Annotated in this window: 14 protein-coding genes; 12 read left to right on the forward strand and 2 right to left on the reverse strand. The window is 35.0% G+C overall.

What is annotated here, in order from left to right:
• Positions 1 to 116 precede the first annotated feature (116 nt).
• The 6 genes from CLU83_RS11015 to CLU83_RS11040 all read left to right on the forward strand — a co-directional run bounded on the left by CLU83_RS11015 (position 117) and on the right by CLU83_RS11040 (position 8,816).
• Positions 117 to 1,634, forward strand: a complete 1,518-nt coding sequence (locus CLU83_RS11015) for an ankyrin repeat domain-containing protein (RefSeq protein ID WP_100431656.1) — start codon at positions 117 to 119, stop codon at positions 1,632 to 1,634.
• A 54-nt stretch (positions 1,635 to 1,688) separates the two neighbouring features.
• Positions 1,689 to 2,171 (forward strand): DUF2271 domain-containing protein, encoded by a 483-nt coding sequence (locus CLU83_RS11020; protein ID WP_100431657.1) that lies wholly within the window; start codon positions 1,689 to 1,691, stop codon positions 2,169 to 2,171.
• 98 nt (positions 2,172 to 2,269) lie between these two features.
• Positions 2,270 to 4,465, forward strand: coding sequence for a PepSY domain-containing protein (locus tag CLU83_RS11025; protein WP_100431658.1), 2,196 nt, complete (start codon positions 2,270 to 2,272; stop codon positions 4,463 to 4,465).
• Between the two features lie 157 nt (positions 4,466 to 4,622).
• Positions 4,623 to 5,618, forward strand: coding sequence for an FAD:protein FMN transferase (locus tag CLU83_RS11030; RefSeq protein WP_100431659.1), 996 nt, complete (start codon positions 4,623 to 4,625; stop codon positions 5,616 to 5,618).
• 293 nt (positions 5,619 to 5,911) lie between these two features.
• The gene (locus tag CLU83_RS11035) at positions 5,912 to 8,233 is read left to right on the forward strand and encodes a TonB-dependent siderophore receptor (RefSeq protein WP_100431660.1); all 2,322 of its coding nucleotides are present in this window, start codon (positions 5,912 to 5,914) and stop codon (positions 8,231 to 8,233) included.
• Positions 8,234 to 8,390: 157 nt separating this feature from the next.
• The gene (locus CLU83_RS11040; protein WP_100431661.1) at positions 8,391 to 8,816 is read left to right on the forward strand and encodes an HIT family protein; all 426 of its coding nucleotides are present in this window, start codon (positions 8,391 to 8,393) and stop codon (positions 8,814 to 8,816) included.
• A 69-nt stretch (positions 8,817 to 8,885) separates the two neighbouring features.
• Here CLU83_RS11040 and CLU83_RS11045 read toward each other — a convergent pair whose 3' ends face one another.
• Positions 8,886 to 11,519 (reverse strand): valine--tRNA ligase, encoded by a 2,634-nt coding sequence (locus tag CLU83_RS11045; RefSeq protein ID WP_100431662.1) that lies wholly within the window; start codon positions 11,517 to 11,519, stop codon positions 8,886 to 8,888.
• Between the two features lie 161 nt (positions 11,520 to 11,680).
• On the opposite strand from CLU83_RS11045, the gene CLU83_RS11050 reads away from it, so the two are divergent.
• Complete coding sequence (locus tag CLU83_RS11050; protein WP_100431663.1) at positions 11,681 to 12,070, forward strand: DUF1573 domain-containing protein; 390 nt, start codon at positions 11,681 to 11,683, stop codon at positions 12,068 to 12,070.
• A gap of 47 nt (positions 12,071 to 12,117) precedes the next feature.
• Here the strand turns inward: CLU83_RS11050 and CLU83_RS11055 are convergent, their stop codons facing one another.
• Positions 12,118 to 13,449: a PDZ domain-containing protein gene (locus CLU83_RS11055; protein WP_100431664.1), complete on the reverse strand. Its 1,332-nt coding sequence runs from the start codon at positions 13,447 to 13,449 to the stop codon at positions 12,118 to 12,120.
• 126 nt (positions 13,450 to 13,575) lie between these two features.
• On the opposite strand from CLU83_RS11055, the gene CLU83_RS11060 reads away from it, so the two are divergent.
• The 5 genes from CLU83_RS11060 (at position 13,576) to lgt (ending at position 18,558) form a co-directional block, all read left to right on the forward strand.
• Positions 13,576 to 14,772 carry a pyridoxal phosphate-dependent aminotransferase gene (locus tag CLU83_RS11060; protein ID WP_100431665.1) on the forward strand — a complete coding sequence of 399 codons (1,197 nt, stop codon included), beginning with the start codon at positions 13,576 to 13,578 and terminating at the stop codon, positions 14,770 to 14,772.
• A gap of 200 nt (positions 14,773 to 14,972) precedes the next feature.
• Positions 14,973 to 15,644 (forward strand): GTP cyclohydrolase I FolE, encoded by a 672-nt coding sequence (gene folE, locus CLU83_RS11065; RefSeq protein ID WP_100431666.1) that lies wholly within the window; start codon positions 14,973 to 14,975, stop codon positions 15,642 to 15,644.
• A gap of 135 nt (positions 15,645 to 15,779) precedes the next feature.
• Entirely contained in the window at positions 15,780 to 17,258 is a 1,479-nt protein-coding gene (gene cysS / locus CLU83_RS11070; RefSeq protein WP_100431667.1) for a cysteine--tRNA ligase, read from the forward strand.
• Between the two features lie 46 nt (positions 17,259 to 17,304).
• Positions 17,305 to 17,553: a membrane protein insertion efficiency factor YidD gene (yidD, locus tag CLU83_RS11075; protein ID WP_100431668.1), complete on the forward strand. Its 249-nt coding sequence runs from the start codon at positions 17,305 to 17,307 to the stop codon at positions 17,551 to 17,553.
• A 75-nt stretch (positions 17,554 to 17,628) separates the two neighbouring features.
• Positions 17,629 to 18,558 (forward strand): prolipoprotein diacylglyceryl transferase, encoded by a 930-nt coding sequence (gene lgt, locus CLU83_RS11080; protein ID WP_100431669.1) that lies wholly within the window; start codon positions 17,629 to 17,631, stop codon positions 18,556 to 18,558.
• Positions 18,559 to 18,706: the final 148 nt, after the last annotated feature.

Here is an 18,706-nt window from a genome sequence, read left to right on the forward strand (position 1 = left end):
TTTTTATTTATTCTAAATAATCTTTGCTTTTCATACAAAATACGTTTCTTAATTCTTGATTAATTTAAGAATTAACCTATATAGCATGCCGTAAATTAATATATCTTTATAATCTTATGAAAAATATCTTTTTTATTTCGTTAGCCTTATTTACCACATTATTGGTTAGTGCTCAACAAAAAAATACACTTTTAGAACAGTCTTTTTGGAAAACATCACCAGATATAGTAGCTGTTCAAGCTGAAATTGCAAAAGGCAGCAGTCCTTCGGAATTAAATCAAAGATCATTCGATCCAGTGGTTTTAGCCATTAACAATGATGCACCTGCAGCTACCATAAAATTCTTATTGGAACAGCCCGGAAATGAAGTTACCAAAACGACTCACGATAATCGAATTTATTTGCATTGGGCAGCAAGCAAGGGAAATCTGGAAATCATAGAATACTTGATTGCCAAAAAATCTGACGTAAATTTAGAAGACAGCCACAGTGCTTTTCCTATTACTGCAGCAGCGAGCAGCGGCGTAACGAATACAGCTGTTTATGAAGCTTTTTTTAAAGCTGGTGTCGAACCAATGAAAAAATATCAAGACGGTGCAAACCTATTACTTATTGCAATCCCTTATGATAAAGACCTTGCGCTTTCAACTTATTTCACAACCAAAGGAATGTCGCTTAAAGATGTGGACAGCAACGGCAATACTGCTTTCAATTATGTAGCTAAAACAGGTAATATCCCTTTCTTAAAAACACTACTGGAAAAAGGAGTAAAATACACAGACAATGCACTTATTTTTGCCGCACAAGGTTCCCGCAGAGAAACAAATACAATTGAAACCTATAAATACTTGGTGGAAGATTTGAAAATCAAACCTACAGCCACGAGTAAATTTGGAGAAACTGTATTTCATTTTCTAGTTAGCAAACCGAAACAGACTGAAATCATAAACTACTTTTTAGCCAAAGGAGTAAATATTACCAAAGCCGATAACGAAGGAAACACTCCTTTGATGGTAGCTGCGGCATCTAGAGAAACAACTGCAACATTGGAACAAATATTGGTAATTGTAAAAAATATAAATATTCAAAACGGAAATGGAGAATCAGCATTAACAATAGCTGTAAAATCTGGAACTCCTGAAGCTGTTAGCTTACTTTTGGACAAAGGTGCCGATGTAAAAGTGCTTGATAAAGAAGGTAACAACTTAGGTTTTTACTTAATACAATCCTACAAACCGCAAATGGGAATGGGAGGCCGTCCAGAAGGTATAAATACGCAAAAACAAGATCCTTTTGCTGCAAAAATAAAATTGCTTCAAGACAAAGGATTAAACTTGGCAACTGCCCAAAAAGACGGTAACACGCTTTACCATTTGGCTGTAGCCAAAAATGATTTAGCTTTATTAAAAAAATTAGCCGATTTAAACATCGACATCAACTCTAAAAACAAAGATGGATTGACTGCTTTGCACAGAGCGGCAATGGTTGCCAAAAACGATGCTATCTTGAAATACCTGCTTTCTATTGGCGCCAAAAAAGAAATCACCACTGAATTTAAAGAAACCACTTTCGATTTGGCTAAGGAAAATGAGTCATTAGCCAAAAACAAAACAGATTTAGCATTTTTGAAATAACGCTTAAAAGCCAATCACAACTCATAATAAATAATTAACAATTCATAATTCGATATGAAATCAATACTAAAAATAGCTTTTACAGCTGCTTTAATCTGCTTATTATCTTTTCAAGCTACTGCACAAACCAGCAAATATAAGTGCATGCTCCAAATGTCTAACTATGCGGGAGAAGGAGCTTATGTAGTGGTATCGCTTATCAATCCTAAAGGAGAATATGACAAAACGCTCTATGTGATGGGAGATGATAAAAAATGGTACAAAACGCTGAAAGAGTGGCATAAATTTTATTCTCAAAAACCTACCGACATCAGTGCCAAAACAGGCGCATCGGTTACTGGCGGCGACCGCAGCATGACTACTTTAGAAATTGAAGATTCTAAAATTAACAAAGGATACAAATTAAGATTTGAAACAGCTGTAGAAGATCAAAAATATTATGTAACTGATATTGAAGTTCCTTTATCAACAGAAGGAATTGCTGATAAAACCGAAGGAAAAGGATATATTCGTTACGTAAGATTAAACAAAATTTAAATTCTAAACTTTTTATCTGTAAAAATCTGCAAAATCTGCGTGCCACTATTTTTCACATAGATTTTGCAGATTTTTTTTAAATTAAATCAATTACATCAATGACTCTTTCTTTTTGGCGTTATTCACACTTGGCTTTGGCTTTGTTTTCTTCTATATTCATACTGTTGGCATCTGTAACGGGTACTATACTGGCAGTCGATGCCATACAAGAAAAGACAACACCTTATAGAGTAGAAAACTTTGATGCAATAACCCTAGGGGAAACCTTACCTGTACTGCGCAAAACCTATCCCGAAATAACTGAAATAACTGTTGACCACAATCAATTTGTAACTTTAGAAGGAATTGATCAGGATGACAATGATATCAATGCGTATATTGATCCCAGAACCGGAAAAACACTAGGCACTCCCATCAAAAAAAGTGAATTTATCCAATGGATTACTGCGCTCCATCGTTCTTTATTTCTTCATGAAACGGGGCGTTTTATTGTAGGTTTCATTTCGTTCATATTGGTTTTGATTTCCATCTCAGGCTTTGTCCTTATCCTAAAAAGACAAAGAGGGCTTCGCAATTTCTTTTCTAAAGTAATTAAGGAATATTTTGCCCAATATTACCACGTGGTTTTAGGACGATTGGCGCTAATTCCCATTCTGATTATTGCTGTATCGGGAACATATTTGACTTTAGAAAAATTCAATTTTTTTATTCCAAAAACAGATTCAAAAGAAATTACCGAAAATGCATCAACTAAGCCAATCTCGAAAAAAGAAGCTAATACTTCAATATTTAAAAACACGCTTTTGACAGATGTTCAAAAAATTGAATTTCCTTTTTCAGACGATCCCGAGGAATATTATGTCATTACCTTAAAAGACCGAGAAATCGAAGTCAATCAAGTTACAGGTGCTGTCGAAAGTGAAAAACGATTTCCAATGACAACACTCTTATCGGAGTTGAGTCTTGATTTGCACACAGGACGCGCGAGTATGCTGTGGGCTTTTATTATAGGAATTGCCAGTTTGAATATTCTGTTTTTTATCTATTCTGGCTTTGCAATGACCTTAAAACGAAGAGCGAGCCGCATTAAAAACAAACACAAAGCCGAAGAAAGCAAATTCATTTTATTGGTTGGTTCTGAAAATGGCAGTTCGCTTCGATTTGCCAATGCTATTCATAAACAATTGCACGCCCACGGAGAAAAAGTCTTTATTACAGAAATGAATAATTATTCGGTCTACCCAAAAGCGGAGCATCTTATTATTTTTAGCTCAACCCACGGATTGGGTGATCCTCCATCTAATGCGACTAAATTTATATCGCTTATAAACACAATCGAACAACAGCAAAAAATCAACGTTTCAGTAGTAGGTTTTGGATCGACAGCCTATCCAGATTTTTGTGGCTTTGCACGTGAAATTGATACTTTATTAGCAAAACAAAAATGGGCTGAGCCTATCTTAGAATTACAAACCGTAAACGACAAATCGGCTGAAGAATTTGTAAATTGGATAAAATTATGGAGTGCCAAAACTGGAATTCCTCTTTCCACTACTCCATCATTATACAATCACGTTCCAAAAGGATTGCAAAAACTGATGGTATTGGACAAAACTGCCGTTTCTGATGCCGAGCATACATTTATACTCACGCTTCGTGCGAATATGAGAGCCAAATTTGAATCAGGAGATTTATTGGCTATTTATCCAGCAAACGACACTCGAGAACGCCTCTACTCTATCGGAAATCATTCAGGAAACATACAATTGGTGGTCAAATTACATCCTTCTGGATTGGGTTCTGGCTTTTTAAATAATCTTGAAGTTGGTTCAACTATAAAAGCACGAATCATTAAGAACGCTGCTTTTCATTTTCCAAAAAAAGTTTCTAAAGTGGCGCTTATTTCCAATGGAACCGGCATCGCTCCGTTCCTTGGAATGATAGAACAAAACAAGAAAAAAACTGAAATCCATTTGTATTGTGGCTTTAGAACCGAAACTGAAACCGTTTCGGGCTATAAAAAATTTGCCAATGAAATGATGGAAAAACAACAGCTCCAAAGCTTTCATTTGGCTTTATCACGTGAAATGAATCATGATTATGTCATGAATCTCATCAAACGAGATGCTGACTTTCTCATTGATTTACTAACTCATGGAGGAGTTGTAATGATTTGTGGCTCTCTTGCAATGCAAAAAGACGTAGAGTTTGTTCTTGACGAAATTCTTAACCAAACTGCTTTGAATATTTCGGATTATAAAGCCAAAAGACAGGTGCTGACGGATTGTTATTAGTCCTCACCCCAACCCTCTCCAAAGGAGAGGGAGCCAAAACTGGAATAAGAGTATTATTATCGATTTTCCTGCGAGGTCTTTTTTTGACCTTGTAGGTATTTAGTTAAAAACAATACCAGCTGGGTTTTAGAAACCTTGCAGGAATAAAACAAATTTTATGTCAAGGAAATTTCTTTTACTGTGTTTAATCGTTTTCTGTTTTACAGGCAACAGCCAAGTCTTACGCAAAAGAACCACCTTACTTATGGGCGGTCGTTTTGACATTAGCATTGTAGCAAAAGATTCCCTGTCGGCAGAACAAAACATTGATGCTGTTATTGCCGAAATCACCCGAATCGAATATTTAATATCCGATTGGAAACCTACCACACAAGTATCCGAAGTAAACCAAAATGCAGGAATCCGACCGGTAAAAATAGACAAAGAAGTTTTTGAATTAACTCAAAGAGCACTTCATTTTTCAGAAATTACCAATGGCGGTTTTGACATCAGCTTCGCAGCGATGGATCGAATCTGGAAATTTGATGGTTCAATGACCAAAATGCCATCTGCGGAAGCGATTAAAAAATCGGTAGAAAAAGTGGGTTATAGAAATATTATTTTAGACAGCGTAAACTCAACCATTTTCTTGAAACTGAAAGGCATGAAAATTGGTTTTGGTGCTTTGGGAGAAGGCTATGCCACTGATAAATGCCGAGCGATGATGAAAGCCAAAGGCATTGAAGCCGGAATTATAAACGGCTCCGGAGACATGAGCACTTGGGGTAAACAGCCAAACGAAAAAGATTGGAATATTGGCATTACAAATCCCTTTGACACCGATAAACTTATTACTGCAGTTCCTATAAATAATGGTGCAGTTACCACATCTGGAAACTATGAAAAATTCGTCGTTTTTGATGGTAAACGCTATTCTCATATCATCAATCCTGCAACGGGTTATCCAGTTACCGGTTTGTGCAGCGTAACCGTTTTTGGCCCAAATGCAGAAACTGCCAACGGATTGAGCACTTCGTTAATGGTATTAGGAAAAACAGCAGGCCTAAAATTACTCCGCCAATTCCCCGATTACAGCTGTCTAATGATTACTGATAATGGAAAAATAGTAAAATCCAAAAACTTCAAAATCAAGAAGATCAAGTCTCATCTTTAATTTTATCGAAAAGAATCTCCTTTTTTTATAAGTCAAAGCCTTAATTTTTCAGAACGAAAAGGATTATCAAAAAAGGCTTACAACGCAGTCCCTAAAGACTATAATACCTAATTTAAAAGCAAAATATTTCTTTATCGTCTAATTCCACCCAGACAAAATGCACCTAAAAAACTCTATCACAGACAATTAAAAACTTATTAAAATATTATTAATATTTAGTCTAAATAAGTTGTGGTATCAAAAATGAGTTTTTATATTTGCACTGTTATTTTTAATTATTCCAAATAAACGACATGAAATATATTTTACTCCCCCTCACGTTCATTGCATTCTGTTTCAACAGTCAAGCGCAAGATGTGGCAAGTAACACAAACAATTCAAAAGACAATAGTCTTTATTATTTTTCTTCAGACACTATAAAATCTGCTAACGATACTGTTAAAAAAAGAAAAGGAGAAGTCCTTAAAGAAGTTATTGTAACTGGTAATACACATCAAAAACCAGTTTCGGCATTGCGTTCTGGATTAAAACCAATGGATACACCTCAAAGTGTACAGGTAATTGGAGGTGAAGTTATCGAACAGCAACAAGCCACCCGTTTGAGTGACGTTATCAAAAATGCCAATGGAGTTTATGTAGGATCTGCACGTGGCGGTGCTCAAGAATCTTTTTGGTCAAGAGGTTATGATATGTCCGCCAACAATATGTTCAAAAACGGTTTTCGTTACAATGGAGGTTCTATTCCAGATGCAGCATCTTTAGAAAAAGTAGAATTTTTAAAAGGAGGTTCGGCTTTATTATACGGGAACGTTGCTCCAGGAGGAATTTTAAACTTGGTTACCAAAACACCAAAATTTACTGAAGGCGGCCAATTAACTATGCAAATGGGAAGTTATGCTTTTTATAAACCATCTATTGATTTTTATGGACCAATAAACAAATCGATTGCTTATAGATTTAATGCTTCTTACGAAAATTCAAAAAGTTTTAGAGATTTTGTAAAAAACGACCGTATTTACCTTAACCCGTCTTTCTTATTTAAAATTTCAGATAAAACTCAAATTACAGCACAAGGAGATTATTTGAGTGCTGATTGGACTCCTGATTTTGGAACTGGAATTGTCAATGGAACCAAAACTATTTTGGATATTCCGCGTAATATGTATTTTGGAGCTCTTTGGTCAGCAGGAAACACCAAATCATCTAGTGCTTCAGTATTTGTAAATCATGACTTTAATGACAACTGGAAATTAGGTTTCAATAGCTCTTATCAATCCTACCACAGAACACAAAAATCTACTGCACAGTTAAGCACAGTAGCTGCTAATGGAGACTGGAAGCGTGGTTTGACACAAGCTGATGCTGCCGAAAATATATTTGGAGACCAATTGAGTTTACAAGGAACTTTCAATACAGGAAGTATCAAACACCAAATATTTATGGGTGTAGATTATGAAGACTCTAATTCGCCAAGCTATACTTTCGCTTTTTACGACGACAATCTGATTACTAAAACTACAGAAGATAAAACTATCAATCTTTTTAAATATGATTACAGCAAAGAGCTTTCGGATGCACCGTTCAAATCTAGAGCAACTCAATTAGCGACTACAGATACACAGCGTTTTGGAGCATTTGCTCAAGATTTGATTTCAATTAACAAATATATTAAAGTTTTAGCAGGACTACGTTGGTCTTGGCAAGAAAGTGATGTTACAACTTCCAAAGAAGTACTAACACCAAGTGCCGATAAAAAATCTAACACCATAACTACTCCTCTAGAAAATGCAATCCCTGTAACAGGAGCTAAAACGCTTAATAGAGCATTTTCTCCAAAAGCAGGCTTGGTCATCCAACCCAACAAAAATTTGTCTTTATTCGCCAGTTACTCGAACTCGTTTACGCCAAATACAGGAACAACAGTTGACTTACAGCCATTAGACCCCTCTATCATAGACCAATACGAAGCTGGAATCAAAAAAGATTTCTGGAAAGGACTTTTGAGTACTAATGTAACAGTGTATCAAATATCTAACAGTAATTTAGCACAAACGGCAGAATTTAAAGCAGATGGATCTATGAATAGCGATACCTCTATAAAAGTTTTGACTGGTGAAACCAAGAGTAAAGGTATTGAAGTGGATATTACCGCAAGACCAATCGAAGGCCTAAACATTATTGCTGGATATAGTTACAACGATATGCGTTATTCTAAAACATCTGGATTAAACGGAAGTTTTGTTGAAGGAGATCGTGTTGCAAGAACACCGCAAAACACTGCTAATCTAAGCTTTTTCTACAAATTGCCAAGCGGTGTATTAAAAGGACTTTCTTTTGGAGCCATCGGAAATTATATTGGAGACCGTATTGGAGGATGGAATAACCAAAACAGTACTGATCTTACTGCATACCCCGACGGTATTTATTATAGAGAAATCCCATTAGAAGGATATACAACAATCGACGCTTCGGTTGGCTATGATTGGAAAAAAATATCAATTCTATGCAGGTTATCTAACATTACAAATGAATTAAATTATACCGTACACGAAAATTACAGTGTGAACCCAATTGCTCCGCGTCAAGTAATGGTAAGCTTAAAATACAAGCTATAATTATAGAATCTCAAGTTTGGTTTATTTTTTTTTTACAAAACTTTTTCTGTTCCTTTCATCTTTTTGAAACACAGAAAAAGTTTTTAGTTTTAAGAATAAAAAGTACATTTACAATCTTAATTACAAAAATAGCTACTAACAAAACTCAACGTAAAATATGTCATCTCCAGTTTCAGAATGCCTGTATTGCCAAAACAACGATACCTTAAATCAATTAATGATTAAAATAGGCGATTTAAAAGTGTCGCAGCTTTTCCTTTTTAAAGAACAATCATACTCTGGCCGATGTAATGTCGTTTATAAAGATCATGGTGTAGAACTTTATGAATTAAGCGACGAACAGCGCAATTTATTTTTTGAAGATGTAGCCACTGTTGGAAGAGCAATTGCCAAAACTTTTAATCCTACCAAAGTTAATTATGGTGCTTATAGCGATACCCTTTCTCATTTACACGTTCATATCGTTCCTAAATACAAAGAAGGTTACGGTTTTGGAAGTGTTTTTGAAATGAATCCGCAAAAAACATACTTATCGGATGCTGAATATACTGAGGTAATCGAAAAGATCAAATCAAATTTATAAGACACAAAAATCCCAATTCCGAAAAAGTTCAGAATTGGGATTTTATATTTTTAGAAGAAATAATGACTCTTATTTTAATCCAGCCAAGCTCTGCTCAATAGTAGCAATTTTAGCTAATGCATCAGTTTCTTTTTGCCTTTCGTTTGCCAAAACTTTCTCTGGCGCACCGTTTACAAATTTCTCATTTGAAAGTTTATTTTGAACCGATTTCAAAAACCCTTGCGTATATTCTAACTCAGTAGTTAGTTTTGCAATTTCAGCCTCAACATCAATATTTCCAGTAATTGGAATAAAATATTCGTTCGATTTTACACGGAAAGATAATGCTCCATCTACTTTATCCGAAACATATTCTAATGAAGTAATATTTCCTAATTTGGTCACAACCGAATCAAAATAAGTAGAAGCTTTATCATTATTCACCACTTTCAATTCAATCGTATCTTTAAACGGAATATTCTTGTCTTTACGAATCGTTCTGATACCTGAAATCACTTCAATTGAGTTTTCAAAATCAGTAATTAATTTGGCATCAAATGGTTTTAATTCTGGCCAAATCGAAACTATCAAAGCTTCTTCTGTTGTTCTTTCTGCAATATGCTGCCAAATTTCTTCTGTCAAGAAAGGCATAAATGGATGCAATAATTTAAGATTATTTTCTAGCATTTCTATCGCTTTCGCAAAAGTAACGCTGTCAATCGGCTGTTGGTACGCTGGTTTAATCATTTCCAAAAACCACGAACAAAAATCATCCCAAACCAATTTGTAAATTCCCATCAAGGCATCCGAGATTCTGTATTTTTCAAAATTATCTTCAATTTCTAAAAGCGTTTGCTGCAATTTGGCTTCATACCATTCAATTGCTACTTTAGATGATTCTGGTTGCGGTATAGTATCCGAAACTTCCCAGCCTTTTATTAATTTGAAAGCATTCCAGATTTTATTGGTGAATCCTTTTCCTTGATTACACAATTCTTCGTCGAACATAATATCGTTTCCTGCAGAAGCGCTCAAAAGCAATCCCACGCGAACACCATCGGCACCAAATTTTTCAATTAACTCTAATGGTTCTGGTGAATTCCCCAAAGATTTAGACATTTTACGTCTTTGTTTATCACGAACCAAACCAGTCAAATACACATTTGTAAATGGTTTTTCTCCTGCATATTCGTAACCAGCAATAATCATTCTCGCTACCCAGAAAAATAAAATATCTGGACCAGTTACCAAATCATTAGTTGGATAATAGTATTTAAAATCTTCGTTTTCAGGATCCATAATTCCTCCAAAAACAGACATCGGCCATAACCAAGACGAGAACCAAGTATCTAAAGCATCAGCATCTTGTTTAAGGTCAGCAGTTGTTAGTTGGTGGTTTTTTGTTACTTCTTTAGCCAAAACTAAAGCATCTTCAATGTTTTCAGCAACTACAAAATCTTCTTTCCCATCACCATAGAAATAAGCAGGAATTTGCTGTCCCCACCATAATTGGCGAGAGATATTCCAGTCGCGAATATTATTTAACCAATGTGCATACGTATTATTAAAACGTGCTGGATGCAATTTAATGTCACCATCAACCAAAACAGATTGTATCGCCGGTTTTACCAAATCCTCCATTTTCAGGAACCATTGGTCAGATAATCTTGGTTCAATTACCGCTTTGGTTCTTTCAGAAGTTCCCACTTTATTTAAGTGGATTTCGGTTTTAGCCAAAGCGCCACTTTCTTCTAATTCTTTTGCAATCTCGGTACGAACCACAAAACGGTCTTTCCCTTGATAATGCAAACCAAAACTATTCAGCGTAGCATCTTCATTGAAAATATCAACAATTTCTAGATTATGCTTCTCCCCTAACGCTTTGTCATTCATATCATGAGCTGGAGTCACTTTCAAGCAACCCGTTCCAAACTCAATATCTACATATTCATCTTCGATAATTGGAATCACTCGACCGCAAATTGGCACAATGGCGCTCTTTTCTTTCAAATGAGCAAATCGCTCATCATTTGGGTTAATACAAATCGCAGTATCTCCAAAAATAGTTTCAGGACGTGTAGTTGCAACAGTTAAGAAGTCTTCACTACCTTCAATTTTATATTTTAAGAAAAATAATTTCCCGTTTTGTTCTTCATAAATAACTTCTTCGTCAGACAAAGTCGTTTTCGCTTCCGGATCCCAGTTTACCATTCGGTAGCCACGATAAATCAAACCTTTGTTATATAAATCAACAAAAGATTTAATTACAGATGCCGACATATCAGGATCCATTGTAAATTTGGTTCTGTCCCAATCACAAGAACAACCCAATTGTTTCAATTGTTCCAGGATAGTTCCGCCGTATTTATCCGTCCATTCGTAAGCATGCTTTAAAAACTCTTCACGGCTCAAATCCGATTTATTGATTCCTTCCGATTTTAATTTGGCAACCACTTTGGCTTCCGTCGCAATCGATGCGTGATCCGTTCCGGGAACCCAACAAGCGTTGAAACCTTTTAGACGTGCACGACGAATCAAAACATCCTGAATCGTATTGTTCAACATGTGACCCATGTGCAAAACTCCAGTTACGTTTGGAGGAGGAATTACAATGGTGTATGGTGTTCTATGATCTGGTTTCGAATGAAAATAATTATTCTTCATCCAGTAGTCATACCACTTATTTTCGATTGTTTTAGCGTCAAATTGTGCAGGAATTGTCATAAAAAAGCAACTGTTAAAACCAAAATTAAACTTTGGTTTGATTTTTGATATTTATATTGAGGGACAAAAGTAAATAATTAAGCACAGTATAAAAAGCGAAATAAAAAATTGTCCGTTAATTAAAAGATAGTATATTTACTATACCTACTAAAACTAAGAATATGAAAAACATAATGACTTTTATCGTTTTGCTGCTTTCAGGCTACATTAGCTTTGCGCAAAGTGGCCCTAAGATTGAAATACAGCTGTCTAATAATACTATTGATTACGGTCAAGTAAACAAATCTGCTGATAATGGAGTTCGAAACTTTACATTTACCAACAATGGTGATGCCCCATTAAGCATAACAGGGATTCAATCTACAGCCAGTTTTACTATACTGTACAAGCCCGGTGAGCCTATTGCTCCTGGAAAATCAGACCGAATTGAAATAAAATACAATATGGTTCCAGGTCCAATACGCAAAACTATTACACTAGAAACTAATGCTGTAAATTATGATGGTGGCCGGGTTCCTCTCAAAATTAAAGGCGAAGTGCTTACAAACTAAAAACAGCATATAATAACGAAAAAAACGCTTTTTGAAAGCGTTTTTTTTTACAAATCATCAATCAATTGGAAAGAAAACTTAAAAGCTTTACCATTCCTTTCAATTTCCAAATAAAATACTTTATTGTCTTCTGATTTAAACAATTCATTTAGTTTTTGCAATGAATATTGATAAACTGGTGATTTATTAATCGTAATAATTACATCCCCAGTTTGCAATCCGCTTTTAGCTGCAGGCGAATTTTTTCGAATATTCGCAATTTCATAAATTGGTTTGAGCTCAAATTTATATTTAAAATCATTAGTAACATTCTTTCCTTCACTATTAAAAGTAATACTGCCGGACAAAGGCACTGTCTCCATCCTAACCGTTTCTTTTACCCATTGTATTCCATTGTGTTTTATTTCAATACCGCTTTTATTATAACTAAAAGGCTGATAAAAATCTGAATTCTTTTTTAAATAAAGCAATTCATTCTTATAATCGAAAACAGCCGAAAAACGCTTTAAAATTTCACCTCCAACTGATCCTGCCCTATCTTTAACCATACGGACACTTTTTATAGAACTAGAATCAGGGAAAGCTACAATTGGCGATTTAAAAGTATAATTACCAAATGAAAAACTGGTAACTTTAGCTCTTCTCCCTTCGATGTCACCGCTAAAGCCTTTTCCCAAAAAATCTTCAAAATTTTTAGATGGCACCTTAACTTGATCCGACAAATTTTGAAACAGCCATACTGAGTCACTATTCCCAGTATCTATTAACATTTTTACAGGTATTTTTATTTTATCAATATCAGCTATTCCAAACAAATAAGGCTTAAACCTATCAATTGTAATTGTTGTTTTGTCAAATTTTTTTTCTATTTTTTTTCTATTTGCTTCATTATCCTTATAAACAATTACTCTTTTACTGGCATAATCGATTCGGATCAAATTTTTTCTAAAAAAATCATACCCAATAATTCCGTTTACGGGTATTCCAATTTGCGAAGAAAGATTAAAACTCTGGTCAAGGATAACATAAATAAGCTGCCGGGTGGCTTTAATCCCATCTAATTCCAAAATATTATTAGTTGTTTTCAAGCCTTCAATAGCATCTTCGCTTCCCAAACCTTTCAGTGTTATTTTTTCGGAATTAAAAAAATTAACATCTGGATTATCTTCCAAACTAAAAAGAATAGTTTCCTCTACACCTGTGTCCAAAAGAAAGTTCAACTCCACTCCGTTTACTTTTATAGGAATAAAAACTAAATTATTAATCAAGACTATTGGTACTGTAACTTTCTCTATATCTTTTTCAAATACAAAACCTTCCTGAGCAAAAACAGGCATTATTGTTATTAATAAAAGAAAAAATACACATTTTTTTTTCATTTAGTTAAATTTCTATATTATAACCCAATATACAATAATTATCTGCAAAAAACAACAAAATAGACGCAATGTTTAACAGCAATTTCCGAAAATAAATTGCAAATTTGCACCTCAAATTTTACAATCATGCCTGAAATTTCAATCAGAGGTCGAAGAATGCCGGAATCGCCAATCCGAAAATTGGCTCCTTATGCTGACATAGCTAAAAAAAAAGGGCGTAAGGTTTATCATTTAAACATTGGACAGCCCGATATAAAAAGCCCTGAAATTGCTATCAACGCGATAAAAAACATTGATTTAACCATCATCGAATACGGTCCTTCTGCGGGATACGAAAGTTACCGAAAAAAACTAGCCCAATTTTACACCAAGCAAGATGTAAAAGTAGGCTACGAAGATATAATGATAACTACTGGAGGTTCTGAAGCACTTTTGTTTGCTCTTGGAAGTATCATGGATCCAGGGGATGAAGTCATTATTCCCGAACCTTTTTATGCCAATTACAGTGCTTTCTCGGAAGAATCAAGTGCAAAAGTTGTACCCGTAATTTCTAATATCGAAAGCGGATTTACACTTCCAACAATTGAAGAATTTGAAAAAGCAATTACACCAAAGTCAAAAGCAATCTTAATTTGCAACCCAAATAATCCAACAGGATATTTATATTCTGAATCTGAAATTAAACAGCTGGGAGAATTGGTTAAAAAACATGATCTGTTTTTAATAGCAGACGAAGTGTATCGTGAATTCATATATGATGAAAGAGACCATCACTTTTCTGTGATGAACCTACAAGGAATTGAACAAAATGTAATCATGATTGATTCGGTTTCTAAAAGATACAGTATGTGTGGCGCACGTATTGGCTGTATGGTAACTAAAAACAGAGAAGTTATTGCTGCCGCAATGAAATTTGCACAAGCCCGTCTATGCCCTCCAACAATCGAACAAATTGCCTGTGAAGCTGCAATTGACACACCTCAAAGTTATTTTGACGAAGTAATAGTTGAATACAAAGAACGAAGAGATATTTTAATCAGTGAATTAAACAAAATAGAAGGCGTGATCGTAAAGACTCCAAAAGCTTCTTTTTATTGCATAGCTCAATTGCCTATTGATAATGCAGACATTTTTGCACAGTGGCTTCTAGAAAAATATGAACTGAACGGCGAAACGGTAATGATTGCGCCAGCTGCCGGATTTTATTCAACTCCAGGGGTTGGTTTAAATCAGGTTCGTATTGCGTATGTTTTGAAAAAAGAAGATTTAATCAGTGCTGTGCGAATTTTGAAAGAAGCAATTACTGTTTACAATTCAAAATAAAGAAAAAAACACCAAATACCTTATCAATATCAAAAGGCGATAGCAATTTATGTTATTGCCTTTTTTGTTTTGTTATCAAATTACTCAATCTTTTCATCAATTTTTGCAATAATTAAAAGCCAAAACGATAGAAAATGTTTCCTTTTTATTAATTATCTTTACCTCTTAAAAATAGACACTCATAAAAACTGTACCTTTTAATGATAAACAACGAAGAATTTCAAGACGAAATAGGAAACAATCATATTAGTACCAATGCAAAAAATCCAATAAGAAAGGATGCTTTTGCCCTTTCAGATGAAGAAAAGATTGAAAAAATAAAAAAAGATGTTGAAAACATTCTGCTAACGCTAGGAATGGACTTGACTGATGACAGCATGAAAGGAACTCCTAATCGCGTTGCAAAAATGTTTGTAAAAGAAATTTTTGGCGGATTAAATCCTGACAAAAAACCGAAAGCTTCCACTTTTGAGAACAACTACAAATACGGAGAAATGTTAGTTGAAAAAAACATTACACTCTACTCTACCTGCGAACATCATTTATTACCTATCATCGGAAGAGCACATGTTGCTTATATTTCGAGCGGAAGGGTTATTGGCCTTTCAAAAATGAACCGTATTGTAGAACATTATGCCAAAAGACCTCAAGTACAAGAAAGATTAACAATGCAGATTGTTCAAGAATTGCAGCAAGCTCTTGGCACTGAAGATGTGGCTTGCGTGATCGATGCTAAACACCTTTGCGTCAATTCTAGAGGAATCAAAGATATCGAAAGCAGTACGGTAACTTCAGAATTTGGCGGAAAATTCAAAGATGCTCAAATCAAAAGAGAGTTTTTGGATTATATTAAACTGGAAACTAAATTCTAATATTTAGAAAAAATCTCATCATTACCCTAAAGCCCTAGCCCTGATTGCAGTGGAAATCCTTTTTTTATGTCCTTTTTTTGGACATGAAAAAAGATTGAAACGGAAAGCAGGATAAAGCTCCAAAAAATAAATTTTATGTCCTTATATAAAAGTCAGACCTTAAAAATATACAATTCTCTTTCGGGAGAAAAAGAAACATTTACGCCAATTAACGAAGGAAATATTGGGATGTATGTATGCGGACCAACAGTTTACAGCAATGTGCATCTTGGGAATGTGAGAACTTTTATGTCTTTTGACGTAATCTTTAGATACCTATTGCATTTGGATTACAAAGTGCGTTATGTCCGAAACATTACGGATGTCGGGCATATTGTGGACGATGTAGATGAAGGGGAAGATAAAATTGCCAAAAAAGCGCGTTTGGAACAACTAGAACCTATGGAAGTGGTACAACGCTACACTGTAGATTTTCATGATATTTTGAATGCTTTTAACTTTTTGCCTCCTAGTATTGAACCTACGGCAACAGGACATATTATTGAGCAAATCGAAATCATAAAAACAATAATTGATAAAGGAATTGGTTATATAGCCAATGGCTCTGTTTATTTTGATGTGGTTAAATTCAACGAAACCAATCATTACGGAATCTTAAGCGGCCGCAATATTGAAGATATGCTGGCCAATACCCGTGATCTTGACGGACAGTCGGACAAAAGAAATCCACAGGATTTTGCACTTTGGAAAAAAGCCGAACCACAGCATATTATGCGATGGCCTTCACCTTGGAGCGATGGTTTCCCAGGTTGGCACTTAGAATGTACTGCAATGAGCACTAAATATTTGGGCAACCATTTTGATATTCACGGCGGTGGAATGGATTTGAAATTCCCGCATCATGAATGTGAAATTGCCCAAAATGAAGCCTGCACTGGGCACACTCCGGTGAATTACTGGATGCATGCCAATATGCTTACCCTGAACGGTAAAAAAATGGCTAAATCTACTGGAAACAATATTTTACCAGGAGAGATTTTAACTGGAGACAATGCTTTTTTAAGCAAAGCTTTTTCAGCATCAGTAGCACGTTTTTTTATGCTTCAGGCGCATTACAGAAGCATTCTTGATTTCTCTGACGAAGCGATTATTGCTGCCGAAAAAGGATTTAAAAGATTGATGGAAGCGATGGAATCTTTAAAAGGAATTTTGGCAAGTGAGTCGAGTTCATTAGAAATAGATACTTGGAAACAATTATGTTATGATGCGATGAATGATGATTTCAACACTCCAATTCTTATCGCACAGTTATTCGAAGGGGTTCGTTATATAAATTTATTGAAAGAGGAAAAAGAGACATTAAACATTGCCGATTTAAAATCATTTACGACAGTTATGCAAGCTTTTGTATTTGATGTTTTAGGATTGGAAGAAGAAAAAGTCAATGGAAATACAGACAAATTAGAAGGCGTAGTGAATATGCTTATCGGCATGCGCAAACAAGCCAGAGATAATAAAGATTTTGCATTGTCAGATCAAATTCGTGACCAATTAATAGCATTGGGCATTCAATTGAAAGACGGAAAAGAAGGGACTACATTTAGTATTCAGTAAGCAGAAAACAGAAGTCAAATTTAGAATTCAGATAACAACATCTAAAATGTTTTCAAAAATAATAGTTTATCCTTTTATACTACTCGTTCGGTTTTATCAGGGAGCTATCTCCCCTTTTACACCAGCGGCCTGTCGATTTGAGCCAACCTGTTCGAGCTATATGATTCAGGCATTGCAAATTCATGGATTGTTTTATGGAGGCTATTTAGGAATAAAAAGAATTTTGAGCTGTCATCCTTGGGGCGGAAAAGGCTACGATCCTGTTCCTGAAAAAAAATGCAATCATAGTCATTAAAAAGAAAGTTTCTTACCTTTTAATTAACACTATCAATCAAATCAAAATAGTATTTTCACAAAAAAATAAAAATAAATGACACACGCTTTAAACATTGTTTGGAATCCCTCTGAAGGTATTGATTTAGGTTTTTTCATTATTCGCTTTTACAGTTTGATGTTTGTAATTGCTTTTGGATTGGGCTGGTACATCATGAAACATATTTTTGACAGAGAAAATATTGCTATTGACAAATTGGATTCTTTGTTTGTTTGGACCGTGTTAGCTACTTTAATTGGAGCCCGTTTGGGACATGTTTTCTTTTACGATTGGGAATATTACCGCAATAACCTGCCTGAAATAATCCTGCCTTTCCGACTCAGCCCTAAATTTCAATTCACCGGATATCAAGGCCTCGCAAGTCATGGAGCCGCTATTTCGATTATTGTTGCGATGTATTTTTTTAGTAAAAAAGTGCTTAACAAACCTGTTTTATGGATATTGGACAGAGTTGTCGTTCCTGTGGCCAGTGGAGCTATTTTTGTCAGATTGGGAAATTTCTTCAATTCAGAAATTGTGGGTAAAGAAACCACTTCTTCATTTGGAATTCGTTTTGTAAGAGATCAGTTTACTCCACGACAGGCAGTCAATGCGACGCAGCTTTCAACGCCAAAAGAGGCTTACAAAGCTATTGCTACCAATCCTCAATATGCTAATTTACTGGAACAAGTTCCTGCCAAACATCCAGCCCAATTGTACGAAGCTTTCTGCTACATCTTTGTATTTGCGGTATTGTTTTTCCTTTATTGGAAAACGGATGCCCGAAAAAAATCAGGCTTTTTATTCGGTCTGTTCTTAGTATTATTGTTCTCTGTACGTATAGTTGTAGAATCAGTAAAAGAGAGCCAGGGTGGCTTTGAAAGCGATTTAGGAAACATACTATCTACAGGTCAATGGCTGAGTATTCCATTTATTGCTGTGGGATTGTACTTTGTATTTACTGCCAAAAAGACGAGTGAAATATAAATTGAATTTATTGTATTAAAAATAGCCAACGGTTTGATTCCGTTGGCTATTTTTTTAGTTCAAAAACAATTCCTTCAAATGATTTTCATACAATTTCAAATCATTGATAATATCCCATTTTTTTCAATATCATGAAAATCTAAGCTTT

The sequence above is a fragment of the Flavobacterium sp. 1 genome (assembly GCF_002797935.1).
In the GTDB taxonomy this organism is placed as follows: domain Bacteria; phylum Bacteroidota; class Bacteroidia; order Flavobacteriales; family Flavobacteriaceae; genus Flavobacterium.

Coding starts and splice junctions, on each gene's coding strand:
- CLU83_RS11015 (WP_100431656.1), top strand. CDS start 117: ATGAAAAATATCTTTTTTATTTCGTTAGCCTTATTTACCACATTATTG.
- CLU83_RS11035 (WP_100431660.1), top strand. CDS start 5,912: ATGAAATATATTTTACTCCCCCTCACGTTCATTGCATTCTGTTTCAAC.
- CLU83_RS11030 (WP_100431659.1), top strand. CDS start 4,623: ATGTCAAGGAAATTTCTTTTACTGTGTTTAATCGTTTTCTGTTTTACA.
- cysS (WP_100431667.1), top strand. CDS start 15,780: ATGTCCTTATATAAAAGTCAGACCTTAAAAATATACAATTCTCTTTCG.
- folE (WP_100431666.1), top strand. CDS start 14,973: ATGATAAACAACGAAGAATTTCAAGACGAAATAGGAAACAATCATATT.
- CLU83_RS11020 (WP_100431657.1), top strand. CDS start 1,689: ATGAAATCAATACTAAAAATAGCTTTTACAGCTGCTTTAATCTGCTTA.
- CLU83_RS11050 (WP_100431663.1), top strand. CDS start 11,681: ATGAAAAACATAATGACTTTTATCGTTTTGCTGCTTTCAGGCTACATT.
- CLU83_RS11055 (WP_100431664.1), bottom strand. CDS start 13,449: ATGAAAAAAAAATGTGTATTTTTTCTTTTATTAATAACAATAATGCCT.
- lgt (WP_100431669.1), top strand. CDS start 17,629: ATGACACACGCTTTAAACATTGTTTGGAATCCCTCTGAAGGTATTGAT.
- yidD (WP_100431668.1), top strand. CDS start 17,305: ATGTTTTCAAAAATAATAGTTTATCCTTTTATACTACTCGTTCGGTTT.
- CLU83_RS11025 (WP_100431658.1), top strand. CDS start 2,270: ATGACTCTTTCTTTTTGGCGTTATTCACACTTGGCTTTGGCTTTGTTT.
- CLU83_RS11040 (WP_100431661.1), top strand. CDS start 8,391: ATGTCATCTCCAGTTTCAGAATGCCTGTATTGCCAAAACAACGATACC.
- CLU83_RS11045 (WP_100431662.1), bottom strand. CDS start 11,519: ATGACAATTCCTGCACAATTTGACGCTAAAACAATCGAAAATAAGTGG.
- CLU83_RS11060 (WP_100431665.1), top strand. CDS start 13,576: ATGCCTGAAATTTCAATCAGAGGTCGAAGAATGCCGGAATCGCCAATC.